At 61.3% G+C, this 21,182-nt stretch carries 31 protein-coding genes; 29 read left to right on the top strand and 2 right to left on the bottom strand.

The window, feature by feature from the left end; translation table 11 throughout:
- Positions 1-13: 13 nt before the first annotated feature.
- The 10 genes from rplC (at position 14) to ACXAED_RS10050 (ending at position 6,544) form a co-directional block, all read left to right on the top strand.
- Positions 14-718 carry a 50S ribosomal protein L3 gene (rplC, locus tag ACXAED_RS10005; RefSeq protein WP_475049287.1) on the top strand — a complete coding sequence of 235 codons (705 nt, stop codon included), beginning with the start codon at positions 14-16 and terminating at the stop codon, positions 716-718.
- Positions 715-1,332: a 50S ribosomal protein L4 gene (gene rplD, locus ACXAED_RS10010; RefSeq protein WP_475049289.1), complete on the top strand. Its 618-nt coding sequence runs from the start codon at positions 715-717 to the stop codon at positions 1,330-1,332. The genes rplC and rplD overlap by 4 nt, the downstream gene beginning before the upstream one ends.
- Positions 1,329-1,625 carry a 50S ribosomal protein L23 gene (locus tag ACXAED_RS10015; RefSeq protein ID WP_420676236.1) on the top strand — a complete coding sequence of 99 codons (297 nt, stop codon included), beginning with the start codon at positions 1,329-1,331 and terminating at the stop codon, positions 1,623-1,625. Before rplD ends, ACXAED_RS10015 begins: the two co-directional genes overlap by 4 nt.
- Before the next feature lie 435 nt (positions 1,626-2,060).
- A complete protein-coding gene (locus tag ACXAED_RS10020) occupies positions 2,061-3,077 on the top strand; it encodes a DUF4062 domain-containing protein (RefSeq protein WP_475049292.1) in 1,017 nt (338 codons plus the stop codon).
- 206 nt (positions 3,078-3,283) lie between these two features.
- Complete coding sequence (gene rplB, locus ACXAED_RS10025; protein ID WP_024088538.1) at positions 3,284-4,126, top strand: 50S ribosomal protein L2; 843 nt, start codon at positions 3,284-3,286, stop codon at positions 4,124-4,126.
- Between the two features lie 3 nt (positions 4,127-4,129).
- The gene (gene rpsS / locus ACXAED_RS10030) at positions 4,130-4,408 is read left to right on the top strand and encodes a 30S ribosomal protein S19 (RefSeq protein WP_008554066.1); all 279 of its coding nucleotides are present in this window, start codon (positions 4,130-4,132) and stop codon (positions 4,406-4,408) included.
- A gap of 3 nt (positions 4,409-4,411) precedes the next feature.
- A complete protein-coding gene (gene rplV, locus ACXAED_RS10035) occupies positions 4,412-4,792 on the top strand; it encodes a 50S ribosomal protein L22 (RefSeq protein ID WP_008557868.1) in 381 nt (126 codons plus the stop codon).
- Positions 4,792-5,502, top strand: a complete 711-nt coding sequence (rpsC, locus tag ACXAED_RS10040) for a 30S ribosomal protein S3 (RefSeq protein WP_058285585.1) — start codon at positions 4,792-4,794, stop codon at positions 5,500-5,502. Before rplV ends, rpsC begins: the two co-directional genes overlap by 1 nt.
- Before the next feature lie 12 nt (positions 5,503-5,514).
- Positions 5,515-5,928, top strand: coding sequence for a 50S ribosomal protein L16 (gene rplP, locus ACXAED_RS10045; protein ID WP_039125980.1), 414 nt, complete (start codon positions 5,515-5,517; stop codon positions 5,926-5,928).
- A gap of 283 nt (positions 5,929-6,211) precedes the next feature.
- Positions 6,212-6,544, top strand: a complete 333-nt coding sequence (locus tag ACXAED_RS10050; protein WP_475049295.1) for a hypothetical protein — start codon at positions 6,212-6,214, stop codon at positions 6,542-6,544.
- Between the two features lie 275 nt (positions 6,545-6,819).
- On the opposite strand, the gene ACXAED_RS10055 is transcribed toward ACXAED_RS10050, so the two are convergent.
- A complete protein-coding gene (locus tag ACXAED_RS10055; protein ID WP_475049296.1) occupies positions 6,820-8,985 on the bottom strand; it encodes a methyl-accepting chemotaxis protein in 2,166 nt (721 codons plus the stop codon).
- A 211-nt stretch (positions 8,986-9,196) separates the two neighbouring features.
- On the opposite strand from ACXAED_RS10055, the gene ACXAED_RS10060 reads away from it, so the two are divergent.
- From ACXAED_RS10060 to ACXAED_RS10135, 16 genes are all read left to right on the top strand, one after another.
- Positions 9,197-9,817 (top strand): 2OG-Fe(II) oxygenase family protein, encoded by a 621-nt coding sequence (locus ACXAED_RS10060; RefSeq protein ID WP_475049298.1) that lies wholly within the window; start codon positions 9,197-9,199, stop codon positions 9,815-9,817.
- A 58-nt stretch (positions 9,818-9,875) separates the two neighbouring features.
- Positions 9,876-10,670: an FkbM family methyltransferase gene (locus ACXAED_RS10065; protein ID WP_475049300.1), complete on the top strand. Its 795-nt coding sequence runs from the start codon at positions 9,876-9,878 to the stop codon at positions 10,668-10,670.
- 216 nt (positions 10,671-10,886) lie between these two features.
- Entirely contained in the window at positions 10,887-11,087 is a 201-nt protein-coding gene (gene rpmC / locus ACXAED_RS10070; protein ID WP_008554543.1) for a 50S ribosomal protein L29, read from the top strand.
- Positions 11,088-11,098: 11 nt separating this feature from the next.
- Positions 11,099-11,329, top strand: coding sequence for a 30S ribosomal protein S17 (gene rpsQ, locus ACXAED_RS10075; protein WP_475049303.1), 231 nt, complete (start codon positions 11,099-11,101; stop codon positions 11,327-11,329).
- Positions 11,330-11,428: 99 nt separating this feature from the next.
- Positions 11,429-11,797, top strand: coding sequence for a 50S ribosomal protein L14 (gene rplN, locus ACXAED_RS10080; RefSeq protein WP_005621870.1), 369 nt, complete (start codon positions 11,429-11,431; stop codon positions 11,795-11,797).
- A gap of 2 nt (positions 11,798-11,799) precedes the next feature.
- Positions 11,800-12,105: a 50S ribosomal protein L24 gene (rplX, locus tag ACXAED_RS10085; RefSeq protein WP_027235538.1), complete on the top strand. Its 306-nt coding sequence runs from the start codon at positions 11,800-11,802 to the stop codon at positions 12,103-12,105.
- Entirely contained in the window at positions 12,105-12,668 is a 564-nt protein-coding gene (gene rplE / locus ACXAED_RS10090; RefSeq protein WP_036797266.1) for a 50S ribosomal protein L5, read from the top strand. Before rplX ends, rplE begins: the two co-directional genes overlap by 1 nt.
- Before the next feature lie 19 nt (positions 12,669-12,687).
- Complete coding sequence (rpsN, locus tag ACXAED_RS10095) at positions 12,688-12,993, top strand: 30S ribosomal protein S14 (protein ID WP_027235536.1); 306 nt, start codon at positions 12,688-12,690, stop codon at positions 12,991-12,993.
- Between the two features lie 13 nt (positions 12,994-13,006).
- On the top strand, positions 13,007-13,399 hold the full coding sequence (gene rpsH / locus ACXAED_RS10100) for a 30S ribosomal protein S8 (RefSeq protein ID WP_008554600.1): 393 nt from the start codon (positions 13,007-13,009) through the stop codon (positions 13,397-13,399).
- Between the two features lie 12 nt (positions 13,400-13,411).
- Positions 13,412-13,945 (top strand): 50S ribosomal protein L6, encoded by a 534-nt coding sequence (gene rplF / locus ACXAED_RS10105; RefSeq protein ID WP_475049305.1) that lies wholly within the window; start codon positions 13,412-13,414, stop codon positions 13,943-13,945.
- A gap of 11 nt (positions 13,946-13,956) precedes the next feature.
- Entirely contained in the window at positions 13,957-14,316 is a 360-nt protein-coding gene (rplR, locus tag ACXAED_RS10110) for a 50S ribosomal protein L18 (RefSeq protein ID WP_027235533.1), read from the top strand.
- 115 nt (positions 14,317-14,431) lie between these two features.
- Entirely contained in the window at positions 14,432-15,001 is a 570-nt protein-coding gene (gene rpsE, locus ACXAED_RS10115) for a 30S ribosomal protein S5 (protein WP_027235532.1), read from the top strand.
- 13 nt (positions 15,002-15,014) lie between these two features.
- Positions 15,015-15,203 (top strand): 50S ribosomal protein L30, encoded by a 189-nt coding sequence (gene rpmD, locus ACXAED_RS10120; protein WP_019298002.1) that lies wholly within the window; start codon positions 15,015-15,017, stop codon positions 15,201-15,203.
- 178 nt (positions 15,204-15,381) lie between these two features.
- Positions 15,382-16,308, top strand: coding sequence for a hypothetical protein (locus ACXAED_RS10125; RefSeq protein WP_475049308.1), 927 nt, complete (start codon positions 15,382-15,384; stop codon positions 16,306-16,308).
- Positions 16,309-16,573: 265 nt separating this feature from the next.
- The gene (locus ACXAED_RS10130; RefSeq protein ID WP_475049310.1) at positions 16,574-16,786 is read left to right on the top strand and encodes a DUF1127 domain-containing protein; all 213 of its coding nucleotides are present in this window, start codon (positions 16,574-16,576) and stop codon (positions 16,784-16,786) included.
- A gap of 267 nt (positions 16,787-17,053) precedes the next feature.
- Positions 17,054-17,269 carry a DUF1127 domain-containing protein gene (locus ACXAED_RS10135; protein ID WP_475049311.1) on the top strand — a complete coding sequence of 72 codons (216 nt, stop codon included), beginning with the start codon at positions 17,054-17,056 and terminating at the stop codon, positions 17,267-17,269.
- 457 nt (positions 17,270-17,726) lie between these two features.
- On the opposite strand, the gene ACXAED_RS10140 is transcribed toward ACXAED_RS10135, so the two are convergent.
- Positions 17,727-18,167: a hypothetical protein gene (locus ACXAED_RS10140; protein ID WP_475049314.1), complete on the bottom strand. Its 441-nt coding sequence runs from the start codon at positions 18,165-18,167 to the stop codon at positions 17,727-17,729.
- Between the two features lie 201 nt (positions 18,168-18,368).
- Between ACXAED_RS10140 and rplO the strand changes: the two genes are divergently transcribed.
- From rplO to ACXAED_RS10155, 3 genes are all read left to right on the top strand, one after another.
- Positions 18,369-18,839 carry a 50S ribosomal protein L15 gene (gene rplO, locus ACXAED_RS10145; protein WP_475049316.1) on the top strand — a complete coding sequence of 157 codons (471 nt, stop codon included), beginning with the start codon at positions 18,369-18,371 and terminating at the stop codon, positions 18,837-18,839.
- Between the two features lie 110 nt (positions 18,840-18,949).
- Entirely contained in the window at positions 18,950-20,314 is a 1,365-nt protein-coding gene (gene secY / locus ACXAED_RS10150) for a preprotein translocase subunit SecY (protein ID WP_475049318.1), read from the top strand.
- Positions 20,311-20,958 (top strand): adenylate kinase, encoded by a 648-nt coding sequence (locus tag ACXAED_RS10155; protein ID WP_421056217.1) that lies wholly within the window; start codon positions 20,311-20,313, stop codon positions 20,956-20,958. The genes secY and ACXAED_RS10155 overlap by 4 nt, the downstream gene beginning before the upstream one ends.
- Positions 20,959-21,182 lie beyond the last annotated feature (224 nt).

The following is a 21,182-nucleotide window of genomic DNA, read 5'->3' on the forward strand; positions in this document are numbered from 1 at the left end:
GAGGGTATAGATTATGCGTTCCGGTATTATCGCAAAGAAAGTCGGCATGACCCGGCTGTTCATGGAAGACGGCAAGCAGATCCCTGTGACCGTTCTGTCGCTGGACGGCCTGCAGGTCGTTGCACAGCGCACCGAGGAAAAAGACGGCTACACCGCCGTTCAGCTGGGTGCAGGCGCGGCCAAGGCAAAGCGTACTTCGCAAGCCATGCGCGGTGTCTTCGCAGCAGCCAAGGTTGAGCCCAAGCGCAAGCTGGTCGAATTCCGCGTTCCCGCGGACGGCCTGATCGAAGTCGGCGCCGAAATCTCGGCCGAACACTTCCTGGCTGGCCAGAAAGTGGACGTGACCGGCACCTCGATCGGTAAAGGCTTCGCCGGTGCCATGAAGCGGCACAACTTCGGCGGCCTGCGCGCCTCGCATGGTGTGTCGATCTCGCACCGTTCGCACGGTTCGACCGGTCAGTGTCAGGACCCGGGCAAGGTCTTCAAAGGCAAGAAGATGGCCGGCCACATGGGCGCAGCCCGCGTGACCACCCAGAACCTGGAAGTGGTGAAAACCGACGCCGAGCGCGGCCTGGTCTTCATCAAGGGCGCCGTTCCGGGCCCGAAATCCGGCTGGGTTACCGTCAAGGATGCCGTGAAGAAGAAAGCTCCCGAGGGTCTGCCGTTCCCGGCCGCTCTGAAAACTGCGGAAGCATCCGCGGAAGGTGGTGAAGCATGAAACTTGACGTGATCAAACTCGACGGCGGCAAGGCTGGCGACATCGAGCTGTCCGAAGACCTGTTCGGCCTGGAGCCGCGTGCGGACATCCTGCACCGCGTGGTCCGCTGGCAGCGCAACAATGCGCAGCAGGGCACCCACAAGGTGAAGACCCGCTCGGAGACCTCCTACTCGACCAAGAAGATCTACCGCCAGAAGGGCACCGGCGGCGCACGCCACGGTGACCGCAACGCGCCGATCTTCCGCAAGGGTGGTATCTACAAGGGTCCCGTTGTCCGGTCGCACGGCCACGAGCTGACCAAGAAGTTCCGCAAGCTGGGCCTGCGCCACGCGCTGTCCGCAAAAGCGAAAGCGGGCGAGCTGGTCATCATCGAGGACGCAGCAGCTGAGGGCAAGACCGCCGCTCTGGCCAAGCAGGTGAAGAACCTGGGCTGGAAACGCGCTCTGGTCATCGACGGCGCTTCGGTCAACGAAGGCTTCCTGCAAGCGTCGCGCAACATCGAAGGTCTGGACATCCTGCCGACCATCGGTGCCAACGTCTATGACATCCTGAAGCGTGACACCCTGGTGATCACCAAGGCAGGTGTCGAAGCACTGGAGGCTCGCCTGAAATGAGCGCGAAAGCAGAACACTACGACGTGATCCGCAAGCCGATCATCACCGAGAAATCCACCATGGCGTCCGAAAACGGCGCAGTGGTGTTCGAAGTGGCAATCGACTCCAACAAGCCGATGATCAAAGAAGCTGTCGAAGCGCTCTTTGGTGTGAAGGTGAAAGCGGTCAACACCACCGTCACCAAGGGTAAGGTGAAGCGTTTCCGCGGCCAGATGGGCCGCCGCAAGGACGTTAAAAAAGCCTATGTGACCCTGGAAGAAGGCAACACCATCGACGTGTCCACTGGACTCTGAGATTTGTGTCTTTGACAAGATTGAGAGGCCCTCGCGCAAGCGGGGGCCTTTTTCGTATGCGCAGGGGGCTTAAGGGGCATGGCGGGGTCCTAAGGGCAGCTTTGCCTCAAGGTATAGCCGCTGCTGGTTAAGATCCGCGAAGCCCTGCGTGCGCACCTCACGCAACAGCCTTCAACGCGCTGAGCTGCGATCTTGCTCCCAGGCGCGGAATCAAGGCCGCAGGCCGCCGCGCCAGCGCCGTCCCGCTCCCATGGGGCGGCGCTTTGGCTGGTGTTCTGCGTGTCGGCGAGGTCGTACGGACTTGGCTGGGATAAACTACCAAACGCCACGTTGAGAGCGCCACCCCGCGGGACGGCGCTGGCTCGGCTTTCCGTTTGCGATCAGCTCAAAGTTGACTAGTGTTTCGTTTGTTGAGGAATTCCAGGTGCAGGTTGGATGGGCAAGAAATATCAGGTCTTTATCAGCTCTACTTACACGGACTTAAAAGAAGAGCGGAAAGCCGTTGAAGAAACAATCATTCGAGCTGGGGACATTCCAGTCGGGATGGAAGCGTTTCCAGCGGCTGATGATGAGCAGTTTGAGTTCATTAAGAGTGTGATTGATCTCTGCGACTACTACGTTCTCATTATTGCTGGCCGCTACGGCTCTATTGCTACGGATGGGCTAAGCTACACAGAGAAGGAATATCACTATGCTGTAGAGCAAGGAATTCCCGTTCTGGTCATGTTGCACGACAACAGGGGGGCGTTACCGCAGGAGAATTGTGAAGCAGACGTAGAAGGACGAAAGCTGCTGGAGGCATTCATTGAAAAAGTTTCCAACGGACGGCTTAGGAAGGGGTGGCGAACTAAAGATGGCTTGAAGCTGGCTGTAAGGGAAGCCTTGGATCACGCGAAAGCTACTAAGTCGCGACCCGGATGGGTGAGGGGCGGTGAGGCGGTACCCGTCGAAGCACTGTCCAAACTCGTAAAACTTCAAGAGGAAAATGTAGCACTTAGAGCTCAGCTTGAAGAATTGAGCGGGTGGCCGCAGCCGTTAGAAGGGCTGGCTGGCCTGGATGCCGAGCTTATCTTGTCTGGTTCGTACACGGTTCCTAACCCTGAGCCCTACGCTATTGGAAGGTTGCCTCAAAATTCCTCTATCGCAACCTCTTACGGTGAGGTTTTCGAACTTCTAGGCCCACACCTTTTAATGCCGGCGACTGACCGTGAAGTGAACGTGTTGGCGTTCAGGAACTTGTGGAAGCGACGTCATGGGGAAGGTGGCAGGGAACGTGATTTTTCCACAAGCGACGAAGTCTTTCAAACTTTGAAAGTACAGCTTATCGCTCTTGGATTAGTAAACGTAGAAGTTGACACAAGCGATAAGGGGCGAGCGTTTTTGACGTGGGCACTGACCGATGCCGGTAAGCAAGAAATGTTGAAAAGGCGTGTTGTTTTGGTTGAAGGCTAACACCCCCTAAACTCCCTCCAGCACCTCTGCTATTGCGCACCAATCCTGCAGACCCCGGATTCGTTCCGGGGTCGTTACGTTTGTCAGGATGTTCGAACCTGGGGACCTTCGGGGCCCTATAACTCAGGCACCTACGGGGGCCTTAAACATAGCGGGTCCAAAGACAAGAACCTAAGGGCCTGCACGCTAAACGGAAGACAGAAAGCATGGCACTCAAGTCGTATAAACCGACGACGCCGGGCCAGCGTGGGCTGGTTCTGATCGACCGTTCGGAGCTTTGGAAAGGGCGTCCGGTCAAATCCCTCACTGAGGGCCTGACCAAATCGGGCGGCCGGAACAACACCGGACGGATCACTGCACGCCGCCGTGGCGGCGGCGCAAAGCGCCTCTACCGGATCGTTGACTTCAAACGGAACAAATTTGATGTAGCGGCCACCGTTGAGCGGATCGAATACGACCCGAACCGGACCGCATTCATCGCGCTGATCAAATACGAAGACGGCGAGCAAGCCTACATCCTGGCGCCGCAGCGTCTGGCAGTCGGCGACAAGGTCATCGCCTCCGCGAAGGCCGACATCAAGCCGGGCAACGCAATGCCGTTCTCGGGCATGCCGATCGGTACCATCGTTCACAACATCGAAATGAAGCCCGGCAAAGGCGGCCAGATCGCCCGTGCAGCCGGTACCTATGCTCAGTTCGTTGGCCGTGACGGCGGTTACGCTCAGATCCGCCTGTCCTCGGGCGAACTGCGCCTGGTCCGTCAGGAATGCATGGCCACCGTCGGTGCCGTGTCGAACCCGGACAACTCGAACCAGAACTTCGGTAAAGCCGGCCGTATGCGCCACAAGGGCAAGCGTCCCTCCGTGCGTGGTGTCGTGATGAACCCGATCGACCACCCCCACGGCGGTGGTGAAGGCCGGACCTCCGGTGGCCGCCACCCGGTGACCCCCTGGGGCAAGCCGACCAAGGGCAAACGGACCCGCAACAAAAACAAGGCGTCGCAGAAGCTTATCGTCCGCTCGCGCCACGCCAAGAAGAAAGGCCGCTAATCCATGGCACGTTCCGTATGGAAGGGCCCCTTCGTTGATGCTTACGTCCTGAAGAAGGCCGAAGCAGCGCGTGAATCGGGCCGCAATGAAGTGATCAAGATCTGGTCGCGCCGTTCCACCATCCTGCCGCAGTTCGTCGGCCTGACCTTTGGTGTGTACAACGGCCAGAAGCATATCCCCGTCAACGTCTCGGAAGACATGATCGGTCAGAAGTTCGGTGAATACTCGCCGACCCGCACCTATTATGGCCACGCCGCAGACAAAAAAGCGAAGCGGAAGTAAGTCATGGGCAAGGAAAAGAACCCCCGCCGCGTGGCAGACAACGAAGCAATGGCAAAACTGCGCATGCTCCGTACCTCCCCGCAGAAACTGAACCTGGTGGCTCAGATGATCCGCGGCAAGAAAGTCGAGAAGGCGCTGACCGACCTGACTTTCTCCAACAAGCGGATTGCGCAGGACGTGAAGAAATGCCTTCAGTCCGCCATCGCGAATGCTGAAAACAACCACAACCTGGATGTCGATGAACTGATCGTCGCCGAGGCATGGGTTGGCAAGAACCTGACCATGAAGCGCGGCCGTCCGCGTGCCCGTGGCCGGTTCGGCAAAATCCTGAAGCCGTTCGCGGAGATCACCATCAAGGTGCGTCAAGTTGAGGAGCAAGCCTAATGGGTCAGAAAGTCAATCCGATCGGCATGCGCCTTCAGGTGAACCGCACCTGGGACAGCCGCTGGTACGCCGACACCAAAGACTATGGTGATCTGCTGCTCGAGGACATCAAAATCCGCGAGTTCATCAAGGAAGAGTGCAAGCAGGCAGGCGTTGCGCGCGTGATCATCGAGCGCCCGCACAAGAAATGCCGCGTCACCATCCACACCGCACGTCCGGGCGTCATCATCGGCAAGAAAGGCGCGGACATCGAAGTCCTGCGCAAGAAGCTGGCCAAGATGACCGACTCCGAGCTGCACCTCAACATCGTTGAAGTGCGCAAGCCGGAACTGGACGCTCAGCTGGTCGGCGAGTCGATCGCTCAGCAGCTGGAGCGCCGTGTGTCCTTCCGCCGCGCCATGAAGCGGGCCGTGCAGAACGCCATGCGCATGGGCGCCCTGGGTATCCGGGTGAACGTCGCTGGCCGTCTGGGCGGTGCGGAAATCGCGCGTACCGAATGGTACCGTGAAGGCCGCGTGCCGCTGCACACCCTGCGTGCCGACATCGATTACGCACACTCCGAAGCGATGACCCCCTACGGGATCATCGGGATCAAGGTCTGGATCTTCAAAGGCGAGATCATGGAGCACGATCCTTCGGCGCGTGACCGTAAAGCACAAGAAATCCAGGACGGCCCTGCACCCCGTGGTGCTGGTGGCGGCCGTCGCTAAGGAGGATTTGAGATGCTTCAGCCAAAGCGCACTAAATTCCGCAAGATGCACAAGGGCCGGATCCACGGCCTGGCAAAAGGCGGCTCGGACCTGAACTTCGGCACCTATGGCCTGAAGGCAACCACCCCTGAGCGTGTGACTGCACGCCAGATCGAGGCTGCCCGCCGTGCCATGACCCGCCACATGAAGCGTCAGGGCCGTGTCTGGATCCGTATCTTCCCGGACACTCCGGTGACCTCGAAGCCGACCGAAGTCCGTATGGGTAAAGGTAAAGGCTCCGTGGACTACTGGGCAGCCAAGGTTAAGCCTGGCCGCGTGATGTTCGAGATCGACGGCGTCAGCGATGAGATCGCCCGCGAGGCCCTGCGCCTGGCGGCGATGAAGCTGCCGGTCAAGACCCGCGTCGTGGTCCGCGAAGACTGGTAAGCCCTGCTGCTTCCGCGAAATGCAAGCCCCCGCCGGGAGACCGGCGGGGGCTTTTCCGTTTGCTGAATGCCGGCCTCTGCACCGGCAGCATGCCGCGGCCGTGCCGCCGGGAGAAGTAGGTCGCATTTTACGAGGTTTTGATTTCTTAAGGACCTGTTCACCAATTGCTTCAATCCTGAGCCCAGAGGTTGTGCTGTCCGGTGCCTGCTCCTTGGAGGAGGGCCGCGGGTCGGAAACCCGCCAGGACAGCGTGTTTGTTTAGTAATGAATGGAGTGCCCAGCGATGCGAATGATGTTTCCTGCCGCCCTGCTTGTTTCTCTGTCCGCTTGCGCAGCGGTAGAGACAGACCCTAACGATCTTTCCAATATGTTCGGCCCCGCAACCAACTACCGCAACCCGGTAGCGCAGCGGGAGATGGTGCAAAGCTTCCTGCCGCAGGAAACCGTGTCGCGCAGCGGCCATTCCGCGCATTGGACCTCGCCGAACGGCTGCACCTATTCACGCACCCAGGCGCCCGGGCGTGCACCGGTCTGGTATCTGGTTCAGAACCCGCATCACGTCGGGATGCCGAATGCGCACCGGGACTGCGCAATTACCGTGGTGGACGGCTACTAAGAAAGCCCGGCACGAGAGCCTGCCTGCCTGGCCTGCGCAGCAGTCCGTCAGGCGCGGCACCCGGGGGCAGGCTCAAAGGCTCCGGTACTGGCCGCGCCCTGAAGGTACTGGCCGCGCCCTGAAGGCGGGCCCTGTGCCATCCCCGACAGGCCAAAATCCCCGATAGGACAAAGCCCCTGCAAGTTTCCTTGCAGGGGCTTTTTCAGTTGGCTTGCCGGATAGGGGGAGGGCGGCATTGCTGCACCGGCCCGTTGCGGCCGGTGCAGGGGCAGCGTTCACGCCGCCTGTGCGGCGTCCGCCCAGCCAGGTTCCGCGGCTGGCGCTGCGGGCGCGGCAGGCTCAAGGCGGAAGCCGGCAATGGCGCGCGCCAGGCTTGCCGCCTCGTCCCGCAGCATCTGGCCGGCCGCCGCGGTTTCCTCAAGCATTGCAGCGCTGCGCTGGGAATCCTTGTCCAGCGCCTCCAGCGCCACATTCACCTCGGATATGCCGTTGGCCTGTTCGGTCGTGTTCTCGGCGATCTCGTTCACCTTCTCCGCAGCCTGGGTAACGGTCTGAAGGATGGCAACCAGCGCCTCGCCGGCCTCATCCACCAGTTCCACCCCGCCGGTGACTTCGCTCTGGCTGCTGCTGATCAGCGTGCTGATCTCCTTGGCCGCGTCCGAAGACCGCTGCGCCAGCGCCCGCACTTCCGAGGCGACAACCGCAAACCCGCGCCCGGCTTCGCCCGCACGGGCGGCCTCCACCCCGGCGTTGAGCGCCAGCAGGTTGGTCTGGAAGGCCACGTCGTCGATCAGGCCGGTGATCTTGGAGATCGCGTCCGAGGATTCCTTGATGCGCTGCATGGCGGAGACGGTCTTGTCGGCAACCTCCCGGGTGGCTTCCGCCTTGGTCTGGGCATCGTTGACGAACTGGCGGGCGTCCTGCGCGCTGCTGGCGGTATCGTGGACCGTGTCGCGGACGATCTGCAACGCGGCGGAGGTCTCCTCCAGCGCTGCGGCGGAGGATTCGCCGCGTTGCGACGCGTCGGCGACGGCAGAGGAAATCTCCTGCGAGGTGTTGTTCAGCATATCGCCGCTGCCTGCCAGCTGCCGGACCACGGTTTCCAGACTGCCGGCCAGGTTGTCGATCGCCCCGGCGATGTCCTTGAAAACGCCCTTCTGGCCCGCAGGCATCCGCTGGGTCAGGTCGCCCTCGGCGATGGCGTCCAGCACCCGCAGCACATCGCCCAGGCCTTTCTCGGCCACTTCGCCGATGGTGTTCACGCCCTGGCCCAGGCCGCTGTCGCTGCCGCCGCCACTGGTTGCGATGCGGCGCGAGAAGTCCCCTTCGCCGCAGGCTGCGATGACTTCGGAAATCTCCCCGTTCAGCTGCTGTTTGGCGGCCTCCGCCTTGCGGAACTCACCGGCTGCATTGGCAATAGCAGCGATTTCACGGATGCTCGTTTTCGGGATTTCCGGGCTGAAGTCGTTCTGCATCATCTTCTTCAGAACGGTGTCGGTCTGTTTGAGCGGCCGGGCGATGCTGCGCGCCAGCAGCAGGGCCACCGCCACAAAGAGGATGGAGCCGCCGATACCGGCCCGCAGCGCATTGGTCTGAGCCTCTGCGCTGACGGTCTTGCCCCGGGTGCGCACCTGGTCAAGCAGGCCGCGAACGTCCGTGTGGACGGCAGCCAGCAGCGGCTCGGCGTTGGCGTAGTGGCCGGAGACCTCTTTGCGCAGCTGTTTTTCCTTCAGCGATTCCTCCACATAGGCGGCAAAGGACTTCTGATAGACATCCATCAGCCCCAGGATCTCTTTCTGCTGGGCCCCGCTGTCGTAGAAGCTGGCCGGGAAGGCGCGGAACTCTTCCACCCGGGCGTTCAGGCGGTCCAGGTACTTTGGCGCCTGCCGCATGATAAAGTCTTTCTCGTGCCGCCGCATCATCAGCATCTTCACCTGCATGACCGGCTGATCCAGTTCCTTGAGCGTTCCTTCGGCATTCTTGACGGCCTTGCGCAGCTGCCCTTCCAGGCCGCTGTTTTCATCCAGCCCCAGCCGCTTGTTGCTGCCGGCCAGCGCGATGAAGCTGGCGTCGTAGGCCTCAATCGAAGCGCCGATCTCTTTCAGCTGCCGTACGGACCCCGACAGTTCCGCGACCTCCGGCATCTGCCGGCTGAGGGCCGCATAGGCCTCCTTGATCCGATCCATCGTTTCCGCGTGGCGGATGGTGTATTTCTCGTCGCGGCGCAGCAGGAAATCCTTTTCTGCGCGGCGGGCCATGAGGAACTCGAGCTCGATTTCATCGAGGCTCAGGTAGATCTCTTCAATTCCGGCGACGCGCTGTTGCATGTCGTCGCGCACACCGTGCGAATAGAGCAGGAGGCTGACCAGGGCGGCCATTAAGCCGCCGGCCAAAACGATGATCGAGAGGATAGCAGTACTGACGGTAAATCTTGGTTTCATGTGACCTGGACCATTTCACTGAGACATCATTCTGGAGTTTTTTGATCCACGATGACGGCCAATCGTTAAATCAGCGTGATATTCGGCGTTCCAATTTTCATTATTCGAACAAATTCGCGGTCCCGGGCTGCGCCAAGGGGGCGCTGCACAACCGGATCCGGACCCGCGGCAGGGTCTCGCGCTTGCCGGCGGTCTGCGGTATGACGCGGACATGGCCCAGATTGAATCGCTCTTTGTGACCCGTCTCTACCGCGCGCAGCTGTCCGAATTCGGACCCAAGGTTGATGCGCAGGAACTGGAAAACTCCTGCCTTGTCATCGCTGGCGATGACGATGCCGGACAGGACTGGTGCGAGGAGAACGGCTATCCCGGTTATACCTCCTATGCCTCGCTGACGGATCTGCCCTGGCGGTTCCCGATCTTTGCCGACCTGGTGAAGTCGCTGGATCAGCACGTCGCTGCCTTTGCCAAGGATCTGGAGTTTAACCTGGACGGGCGCGAGCTGAAGCTGGAGGATCTGTGGATCAACATTCTGCCTGAGGGCGGGACCCACTCCAGCCACTTGCACCCGCATTCGGTGATATCCGGCACCACCTATGTGTCGATGCCGGACGGTGCCAGCGCGCTCAAGCTGGAGGATCCGCGTTCTGCCCGGATGATGGCGGCGCCCACCCGCACCAAGGACGCGCGGCGCGAATTGCAGCCCTTCATCTACATGAAGCCGGACGTGGGCGATGTGCTGCTGTGGGAAAGCTGGCTGCGCCACGAAGTGCCGATGAACATGGCCGAGGACGAGCGGATCTCGGTCAGCTTCAATTACAAGTGGGAGTGAACCCCGTTCGCCGCTTCTGGCAAGGCGATTGTCTGACACCAACTGACTGGAACCCCAAATGCATCCCAAGATCCGACGCGCGCTTCATGCAATCGGCCTCCACGTAAGCAGTGCGTCCAAGTACAAGGCGTTGCAGAACGCGCTGGAGGAAAGCCGCCGCAAGGCTGCTGAGGGCAAAGCCTTCCGGGATTTCCTGCTGGCCAATCTCAACGGCACAAGCGCCGGCTGGGAGTCTCAGGCCAGCCAGGATGTCTTCGCTCTGGTTGCCAACGGGTTCAAGCGGGGCGGGTATTTCGTCGAGTTCGGGGCCACCAACGGCAAATCCATCAGCAACACGTACACGCTGGAAAAGGAGTTCGGCTGGACCGGTATCGTGGCTGAGCCCGCGAAGTGCTGGCACGAGGATCTGCGCCGGAACCGGTCCTGCGAGGTCGAGTTCGACTGCGTCTGGAAGGAAACCGGGGCCGAGCTGGAGTTCAAGGAAACCGGCGCGGCGGAGCTGTCGACGATTTCAGACTTCAGCGAAGCCGACCTGCACTCCCGAAGCCGCCGCAAGGCCATAAGCTATCCGGTCAAGACCGTCTCGCTGCTGGATATGCTCGACCGCCACGGCGCCCCGCGGGAGATTGATTTCATGTCGGTTGATACCGAGGGCAGCGAACTGGACATTCTGCAGGCGTTCGATTTCAGCAAGTACCGGTTCAATGCCATCACGGTGGAGCATAATTACACTGAGCAGAGGGCCGCGATCCGTGCGCTGCTGGAGCAGAACGGCTACAGGAACGTGGCCGCCGGGGCGTCCGGCTATGACGACTGGTTTGTGCAGGCCGGCAGCCCGCTGAAAACCGGCTGAGGGGCCGGGGCCGCAGCCGCCGGCGGGGCGGCCAATCTTTCGCTTGCCCCCGCACCCTGTCTCCTTTATAGGGACCCATCGCTTGTCCCCAATCCGTCTCGGATCCGGGCCAAGTGATTCTTTTTCCGCGCTTTGCGGCGCGGTTTGACATAACCCACCAGGTTGCAAGGTGACCCGTCAGGGGCCTTCTGGTGCTTTGGACAAGGAACAAAGGCGATGAACGCCAATGATCTGCGCGAGAAGACCGTGGATGAACTCCGCGATATGCTCGCATCCCTGAAAAAAGAGAGCTTCAACCTGCGCTTTCAGCAGGCAACCGGTCAGCTGGAAAACACTGCCGGCATCAAAGCGGCCCGCCGCAACGCTGCCAAAGTGAAGACCATCCTGAACGAAAAAGCTGCAGCAGCAGCCGAATAAGGAGCGACACAATGCCCAAACGTATCCTGCAAGGCGTTGTGACCAGCGACGCAAACGCCCAGACCGTCACCGTCTCGGTTGAACGCCGCTTCACGCACCCGGTTCTGAAGAAAACCGTCCGTAAGTCCAAGAAATACCGGGCTCACGACGAAAAGAACGCTTTCAAGGTCGGCGACACTGTCCGCATCATCGAATGCGCGCCGAAATCGAAAACGAAACGCTGGGAAGTTCTGGAAGCCTAAGAGTCTCATCCGAGACTCCTGGCGGCTAGACTTAACAGTCAGTCGAAACCCTGGGGGATACCAGCACGCATCGCTGCCCCATAGGTCGGGAGAAACCACATGATCCAGATGCAAACAAATCTGGATGTTGCTGACAACTCCGGCGCACGCCGAGTTCAGTGCATCAAGGTTCTGGGTGGCTCCAAGCGTAAATACGCATCCGTAGGCGACATCATCGTCGTCTCGGTCAAGGAAGCCATCCCGCGCGGCCGCGTGAAAAAAGGCGACGTCCGTAAGGCCGTTGTCGTGCGCACCGCCAAAGAAGTCCGCCGCGAAGACGGCACCGCGATCCGTTTTGACCGGAACGCAGCCGTTATCCTGAACAACAACAACGAGCCGGTCGGTACCCGTATCTTTGGCCCGGTTGTTCGTGAACTGCGCGCGAAGAACTTCATGAAGATCATCTCGCTTGCTCCGGAGGTGCTGTAATCATGGCTGCTAAACTCCGCAAAGGCGACAAGGTCGTCGTGCTGGCCGGCAAGGACAAGGGCAAGGAAGGCACCATCGCCTCCGTTGACCCGAAAGCCGGCAAAGCCGTTGTCGAAGGCGTGAACATGGCGATCCGCCACACCCGCCAGACCCAGAACAGCCAGGGCGGCCGTCTGCCCAAGGCACTGCCGATCGACCTGTCGAACCTGGCACTGCTGGACAGCAACGGCAAAGCAACCCGCGTCGGCTTCCGCGAGGAAGACGGCAAGAAGGTGCGCTTCGCCAAGACCACCGGGGAGACTGTCTGATGCTTGACGCTGCAACCTACACCCCGCGCCTGAAGACCCTCTACAAAGAGACCATCCGTGGCGCTCTGAAAGAGGAATTCGGCTACAAGAACGACATGATGCTCCCCAAGCTGGAGAAAATCGTTCTGAACATCGGCTGTGGCCGCGCTGCTGTCAAAGACAGCAAGAAAGCCAAATCCGCTCAGGCCGACCTGACCCTCATCGCGGGCCAGAAAGCTCTGACCACCGTGGCCAAGAACTCCATCGCCGGCTTCCGCGTTCGCGAAGGCATGCCGATGGGCGCCAAGGTGACCCTTCGCGGCGACCGGATGTACGAATTCCTGGATCGTCTGATCACCATCGCGATGCCCCGTATCCGCGACTTCCGCGGCGTTTCGGGCACCTCGTTTGACGGCCGCGGCAACTATGCCATGGGCCTGAAAGAGCACATCGTGTTCCCGGAAATCGATTTCGACAAGATCGATGAGCCCTGGGGCATGGACATCGTGATCGCCACCACCGCGAAAACCGACGCGGAAGCAAAGGCGCTGTTGAAAGCTTTCAACATGCCCTTCAACAGCTAAGCGCGGGAAGGAAGAGACCATGGCTAAGAAAAGCATGATCGAACGCGAGAAGAAGCGCGAGCGCCTGGTGGCAAAATACGCCGCAAAGCGTGCCGAGCTGAAAGAAATCGCAAACGACGAATCCCGCCCGATGGAAGAGCGCTTCAAGGCGCGTCTGAAACTGGCGAAACTGCCGCGCAACTCGGCTCCGAGCCGTTTGCACAACCGCTGCCAGCTGACCGGCCGTCCGCACGCTTACTACCGTAAGCTGAAGATCAGCCGTATCGCGCTGCGCGAGCTGGGGTCTGCTGGCCAGATCCCCGGCCTGGTGAAATCGAGCTGGTAAGGGAGAGAGTGGTATGAACGATCCTATCGGCGATATGCTCACCCGTATCCGTAACTCTCAGATGCGCGGCAAATCCACCGTCATGACCCCGGCTTCCAAGCTGCGGGCATGGGTGCTGGACGTGCTGGCGGACGAGGGCTACATCCGCGGTTATGAGAAAACCACTGGTGAAAATGGCCACCCGGCCATCGAAATCAGCCTGAAATACTTCGACGGCGAACCTGTCATTCGCGAGCTCAAGCGGGTCTCCAAGCCCGGCCGCCGCGTTTACATGGGCGTCAATGACATCCCGTCGGTCCGTCAGGGCCTGGGCGTGTCGATTGTCTCCACCCCCAAGGGTGTGATGTCGGACGCAAACGCACGCGCAGCCAACGTTGGCGGCGAAGTGCTTTGCACCGTCTTCTAAGGAGGCCTCGCAATGTCCCGTATTGGTAAGAAACCGGTCGAACTGCCCAGCGGCGTATCCGCCTCTGTGTCCGGCCAGACCATCGAAGTGAAAGGCCCGAAAGGCGCCCGCACCTTCACCGCGACTGACGACGTCACCCTGTCGGTCAACGACAATGTTGTCACCATCGAGCCGCGCGGCAAGTCCAAGCGTGCCCGTCAGCAGTGGGGCATGTCCCGCACTCAGGTGGCCAACCTCGTGACCGGCGTGACCCAGGGCTTCAAGAAAGAACTGGAGATCCAGGGTGTGGGTTACCGGGCTCAGATGCAGGGCAACACCCTGAAGCTGAACCTGGGCTACAGCCACGATGTCGACTTCGTTGCTCCGGAAGGTATCACCATTACCGCGCCGAAGCAGACCGAAATCGTTGTGGAAGGTATCGACCAGCAGCAGGTGGGCGAAGTGGCGGCGAAAATCCGCGACTGGCGCCGTCCGGAGCCCTACAAGGGCAAAGGCATCCGCTACAAGGGCGAGTTCATCTTCCGCAAGGAAGGCAAGAAGAAGTAAGGACCAGCAAAATGGCAAACAGCAAACGTACCCTGTTTCTGAAGCGCCGGCTGCGCGTCCGGAACAAGCTTCGCAAAGTGAACGCAGGCCGTCCGCGTCTGTCCGTGCACCGTTCGAACAAGAACATCTCTGTTCAGCTGATCGACGACCTGCGCGGCGTGACCGTGGCGTCCGCTTCGACCCTGGAAAAAGATCTGGGCGTTGTCGGCAAGAACAACGTCGAAGCAGCGGCCAAGGTTGGTGCAGCGATCGCCGAGCGCGCAAAAGCGGCTGGCGTGACCGAAGCCTACTTCGACCGCGGCGGCTTCCTGTTCCACGGCAAGGTGAAGGCTCTGGCCGACGCTGCGCGTGAAGGCGGCCTGAAGATCTAATCTCATGCGGGCGGCCTCTCGGGGCCGCCCCGATGATCCGGGAACCCGGACCTGTGCCGGGTTCACCAAGGATTGAGAACAAAAGGCGCCTGGCGCCCTATGAAAGGAATGCCTGATGGCAGAACGTGAAAACCGCCGCGGCCCCCGCCGCGACCGTGAAGAAACTCCGGAGTTCGCAGATCGTCTGGTCGCGATCAACCGCGTGTCGAAAACCGTAAAAGGCGGCAAGCGCTTTGGCTTCGCAGCCCTGGTTGTCGTTGGCGACCAGAAAGGCCGCGTGGGCTTTGGCAAGGGCAAGGCGAAAGAAGTGCCTGAGGCGATCCGCAAGGCGACTGAGCAAGCGAAGCGCCAGATGATCCGCGTGCCGCTGAAAGAGGGCCGCACCCTGCACCACGACATGGCCGGCCGTCACGGCGCAGGCAAAGTTGTGATGCGCACCGCGCCTGAAGGTACCGGTATCATCGCAGGTGGTCCGATGCGTGCCGTGTTCGAGATGCTGGGCATCAAGGACGTGGTCTCCAAGTCGATCGGCTCGCAGAACCCCTACAACATGATCCGCGCCACCCTGAACGGCCTGCAGAAAGAGCAGAGCCCGCGTTCGGTGGCTCAGCGCCGCGGCAAAAAGGTTGCTGACATCCTGCCCAAGCGGGACGACGCACCGGCAGCTGCCGAAGCTGAAGCGTAAGGAGTAGAGAGACATGGCAAAAACCATCGTCGTCAAGCAGATCGGCTCGCCGATCCGCCGCCCCGCCAAACAGCGCGCAACCCTGGTTGGCCTGGGCCTGAACAAGATGCACAAGACCCGCGAGCTGGAGGACACCCCCTCCGTGCGCGGCATGGTCAACTCGATCCCGCACCTGGTTCAGATCATCGAAGAGCGCGGCTAAGCCCTTTTCGGTATCAGACTTTGGAAAACGCCCCCGGTTCTGCCGGGGGCGTTTTTCGTTTCGCGGGCGCCGCTTCAGGTCCCGATTGTCCGGACTGAGGAGACGCGGACGTGTTGTGCCGCCGCCTTTGCATGGTATGCCTTTGCAGATGCGTTCTGGCAAAGGCAGCGAACCCGCAATGACCGACCCGACCCGCGATGCCCCGAGGACACCCGCCCGCACCGTCTTTGCCCTGATGGCGGGCCTGCTGTTTCTGCTCATCGGTGTCCTTGGCCTGTCCGGGCGCAGCGATTGGAACCCGCTTACCACTGTCTCAGAGCAGACAGCGGAGACCATCGCGGCCTCAGCGGTGACAGTTTACGTTTCGCTCCGGGCGATCAACGCGGCGCTGTCCACGGCGCAGGAGATCGAGGTGGGCGCATCGGTTGTCGGGCAGGCGAGCCTGCAGCCGCTGAAGGTGCTGGAACCCGTTGATGACACGGTGGAGCGCGTGGCCGATGCCGTGTTCCTCGTTGCGGCCGGCGCCGCGCTTGCCGCCGTTGGTCTGGCGCCGGTGGTGTCGGTTGGCCTCGTCGTTCTCGGCGCCGCGCTGCTGGGCCGGATCGCCCTCGGCCGCAGTCCGGCGTTCGCCCGAACAGTGAAACCGCTTTGCGATAAGGGGATCACCCTTGGCATCGCGGTGGGCTTTGCCATCCCTGCAGTGTTCGTGCTGGCTGTGCGGGTCGGGGAGCAAGCCACTGCAGCGCAGATGAGCACTGCCATTGCAGAACTTGATGCCGTCGCGCAGAAGGCGAATTTCCTCATCGGCGCGGAGGCGGATGAGGCGGCGGCGGTGTCTCCGGCAGAGGAGGGGGATGCAGGGGTGTTTGGCTGGCTGAGCAGCCGGATCAGCGAAGCCGGCGACAGCGTAAGCGGTGTTTTTGAGCAGAGCGGCCGGTATCTGGAGGCCGCCCAGGTCTTCGTGGAGGAAGCCGATACAATTCTTCGCTCCTCCCAGACAATAATCGGTATCTTTACGCTCCGGATGCTCGTGCTGCCGGTCTTCCTGCTTTGGGGGGCGTTGTCGCTGCTGAAGGCCGTCCTGCGTCCCGCGGCCGGCGGGTGACGCCCTCAATGCCTCTCGCGTGACCGGTGCCAGGCCTGCATCCCAGGCCGGCACAGGCTGCGGATACTCCCATCAATGACCAAGGTTTGCGCCGGGGCAGGGCGGCTATCCGGCCCTAACGATCCCTTGCAGCGCGTGCATATCGGCTTGCCGGTTGCGTCAGTTGTTGGAATCGGGCGGTGCGCCTATCTCGGGCCTGTCACAGAAAAGACCAAACAACGGACCGCCGGGAATAGGCCCGGCCCAAGAGACAAGGAACATCAAGATGGCACATGTTATCACCGCCGCCCCGTCGCTCAGCCTGACCGCCCGCATCCGCCGCACTGTCGACGGCGTACTGGAAGCCTGGGCGCTGCACCGCGAATACCAGCGCACCTACAACGAGCTGGACGGCCTGAGCGATCACGAGCTGGCAGATATCGGCGTGCGCCGCAGCGATATCGCCGACATCGTGCAGCAGCACGTATACGGCAAGTAATTCTCCCGCTCCGGGCTTCTCTCCTCCTCCTCCTCCTCCTTCAAGCCCGGGCCAAAGCGCTCCTGCCCTCGCGGGCGGGGGCGTTTTCTTTTGCCGGGTCTTCAAATTCCCTCACGCGATTGTGCTATGCGGGCGCTGCATAGCCGCCAGACCAAAGCAGCCGTTGCGCCGGTTCCGGGCCATCCCTATTTCCCGTCCACCTCAGACGAACAGATAAAGCTACGCGCCGGGAACACGTTCCGGCACCGCAGCGAAGGAACAAGAACAATGGCTTATTCAACTCTCACCGCGCCTGCGTCTGCAGGCATTCCCGCCCGTCTGCGCGGCATCGCCGCTGGCCTGATCCAGAACTGGAAGCTGCGCCGCGAGTACCAGCGCACCGTGCGTGAGCTGCGCGCGCTGTCCAGCCGTGATCTGGCGGACATCGGCCTCAGCCGCTGCGCCATCCCCGGCGCCGCCCGCGAGCACGTCTACGGCAAGTGATCTCCCTGGCCGGCTGCGGATCCTCCTCCCTCTCCAAAACCCGGCCCCAAAGCGCCCCTGCCGACCCGGCGGGGGCGTTTTTGTTTTTCAGGTTCAGCGCCCCGCCCGGCCGCAAGGCCGGTGTGTGCTGGCCGTTGCGCATCCGCCGTACGCACCGCGCACCGGAATTAAACCCGGGTCTGGCAGGATCATCCCCGGTCATGATCACCCGCCGGGCCTGACACCCCCGGCACCTGGAACTGGGCTCCGGCGTGGCACCCGGAGCGCGCAGACGCGTTTTCGCATGGGGGCAACCCCATCCCATCTCCACCCCGGCGGCGCCGCCACCCTTTAACGGACGGCCAGCAGCGGAACGGAAACAGAGACAGACGGCAGGAGCAGCAACCGGCAGGGCAGGGGCCTTGGGGGGGTGCGCACATGCCAATTGCAGTGGCGTTCAAGCAGAGCGATGGCACCGCTAGGCCACCCAGTGCATTGCTCTTCGCATTTTTTCTCCAAACTTCTTGTCCTGAAGCTCTGCCCAATCCTGAATCAGGATCTGCTCGGGCGTTATGTGGCGTTGGTAAGTTGCAGAGTAAGTGATTGTCCTATCCTGCCTGACCGGTGCATGCCTGTGGACACCAGCGTAGCTGAAGCGCAAATAAAGCAGCACGAACCCATATGCTTGCTCGATACCGGCATCGCGCAGCTTGGCTCTGCAATTGCAGGCGTCCCTCGTAACTCTGTCAAAGTCAGACGCTGCCCTGCTTCTTTCTAGTCTGACAAAGCTGAGGAACAGGCGTTTGTCTTGAAGAATTTTTTGCCCTTCGACAGTCTTGGCTGCGCTATGCCGCTTCAGCTTTTCGCGTGTGAACTCATAGATCGAAAGATCGTCGTGCTCAGTTCCTGTAATATCCATAAATCTTTTTCTCATTAACAATGGGGTGATCAAACTGCGCGCTGAAGTGAACGTCAACACTGGCTGCCTCGCCCCCTTGATCCCTTCCCCCAACCCGTCTATAGGCACCCGGTGGCGTTCTGCGCCACGGAATCACCAATCAAGAAACGCCGCGGTCGGGCCATCACGCTTCGGGGCCCGCATCCGGCAAGGAGAAGCGACATGAAACTTCACGAACTGCGCGACAATCCCGGCGCCGCCAAGAAACGCACCCGTGTGGCCCGTGGCCCGGGTTCCGGCAAAGGCAAAATGGGCGGCCGTGGTATCAAAGGCCAGAAATCCCGTTCGGGCGTCTCGATCAATGGCTACGAAGGCGGCCAGATGCCGCTGTACCAGCGTCTGCCCAAGCGCGGCTTCAACAAGCCGAACCGCAAGGCATACGCCGTTGTGAACCTGGGCCTGATCCAGAAGTTCATCGACGCAGGCAAACTGGACGCAGCCTCCATCGACGAGGATTCGCTGGTTGCATCCGGCCTGGTGCGCCGCAAGCTGGACGGCATCCGCGTCCTGGCCAAAGGCGAACTGACCGCCAAAGCCACCATCTCGGTCACCGGCGCGTCGAAGGCCGCTGTTGAGGCCGTTGAAAAAGCTGGCGGCGCTCTGACTGTGGCAACTGCAGCCGCCGCAGAGTAACGGCTTGTGAGCGGCGCCAATGCCGCTTACATAGTCCTAAGTTTTCCTAGAACGCCGCCCGAGCCGGAAAACGGTTCCGGGCGGCGTTTCGCTAAAGAAGAGACCTTTTCATGGTATCAGCAGCAGAACAAATGGCGGCGAACACCAGCTGGGCTGCCCTTGGCAAGGCCACGGATCTGCGCAACCGCATCCTGTTCACCATCGGCCTTTTGATTGTCTACCGCCTGGGCACCTTCATTCCGGTTCCGGGAATCGACGCAGCCGCCCTGCGCCAGTTCATGGAGCAGGCAGGCCAGGGCATCGGCGGCATGGTGTCGATGTTCACCGGCGGCGCGCTTGGCCGGATGGGGATTTTTGCCCTTGGCATCATGCCCTATATCTCCGCCTCCATTATCGTTCAGCTTCTGACCTCGATGGTGCCCTCGCTTGAGCAGCTCAAGAAAGAGGGCGAGCAGGGCCGCAAGAAGATCAACCAGTACACCCGCTATGGCACCGTGGCGCTGGCGACTGCGCAGGCCTATGGCCTGGCCGTGTCGCTGGAGCAGGGCGACCTGGCGACCGATCCGGGCATGTATTTCCGCATGGCCTGCATGATCACCCTGGTCGGCGGCACCATGTTCCTGATGTGGCTGGGCGAGCAGATCACCCAGCGCGGCATCGGCAACGGCATCTCGCTGATCATCTTCGTCGGCATTATTGCCGAGGTTCCGGCTGCGATTGCCCAGTTCTTCGCCTCCGGCCGCTCCGGCGCGATCAGCCCGGCCGTGATCATCGGCGTGATCCTGATGGTCGTCGCGGTGATCATGTTCGTGGTGTTCATGGAACGCGCGCTGCGCAAGATCCACATCCAGTACCCGCGCCGCCAGGTCGGCATGAAGGTCTATGACGGCGGTTCCTCGCATCTGCCGGTCAAGGTGAACCCGGCGGGTGTGATCCCGGCGATCTTCGCCTCCTCGCTGCTGCTGCTGCCGACCACCATCTCGGCGTTCTCCTCGGGTGCGGCGACCGGTCCGGTGATGTCCTGGCTGCTGGCCAACTTCGGCCCCGGCCAGCCGCTGTACCTGCTGTTCTTCGTCGTGATGATCGTGTTCTTCGCCTACTTCTACACCTTCAACGTCTCCTTCAAACCGGAGGACGTGGCGAACAACCTGAAGAACCAGAACGGCTTTGTCCCCGGCATCCGCCCCGGCAAGAAGACCGCTGAATACATCGAGTATGTGGTCAACCGCGTGCTGGTTCTGGGCTCGGCCTATCTGGCGCTGGTCTGCCTCCTGCCGGAGGTCCTCCGCGGCCAATTCGCCATCCCGGTTTATTTTGGCGGCACGTCCGTTCTGATTGTGGTATCCGTCACCATGGACACAATCCAGCAGGTGCAAAGCCACCTCCTCGCGCATCAGTATGAGGGCCTTATCGAGAAGAGCCAGCTGCGCGGGCGCAACAAGAAACGGACAAAACGGGGACCCTCTCGCCGATGACCAACATTATTCTCCTTGGCCCGCCGGGGGCGGGCAAAGGTACGCAGGCGCGCTACCTTGTGGAAAGCCGCGGCATGGTGCAGCTCAGCACTGGTGACATGCTGCGCGAGGCCCAGACCTCGGGCACCGAGATGGGCAAGAAGGTTGCCGCCATCATGGCCGAAGGCAAGCTGGTCACCGACCAGATCGTGATCGGCCTGATCCGCGAGAAGCTGCAGGGCGGCGCCGAGGGCGGTTTCATCTTCGACGGCTTCCCGCGCACCCTGGCCCAGGCTGATGCGCTGGCCAAGCTGCTGGAGGAGATGGATCTCAAGCTCGACGCGGTGATCGAGATGCAGGTCGATGACGAGGCGCTGGTCGCCCGCATCACCGGCCGCTCTACCTGCGGCGGCTGCGGCGAGGTCTACCACGACCAGACCAAGCCCTGGCCCGCCGACGGCAAATGCGCCAACTGCGGCTCCACCGAGGTCAAGCGCCGGGCGGATGACAATGAGGACAGCCTCAAGACCCGCTTGATGGAATACTACAAGAAGACCTCGCCGCTGATCGGCTACTACTATGCCAAGGGCAACCTGCAGCGCATCGACGGCCTCGCCTCGATCGACGAAGTGCGCCAGAACATGGCGTGGATCATGGGCGAGTGAGCCGCCGTCTACCGGATTGAAATGCCCCGTGCCCCGATGGCACGGGGCATTTTCTTTTTTAAAGGCCGAAGGGCCAGGGGCCAGGGGGGGGAGGGCGTTTTCGCGGAACACGGGGTTGACCCCCGCGGCAATTCCACATAGGCAACCCCATCCCTTCTGGGAATGATTCCCGGCGGGCGGATTCGTCTGTCTGCCTTACCACCTCGAAATGCTGGACCCTCTGG

This window comes from Leisingera sp. ABM4_103, assembly GCF_056158685.1.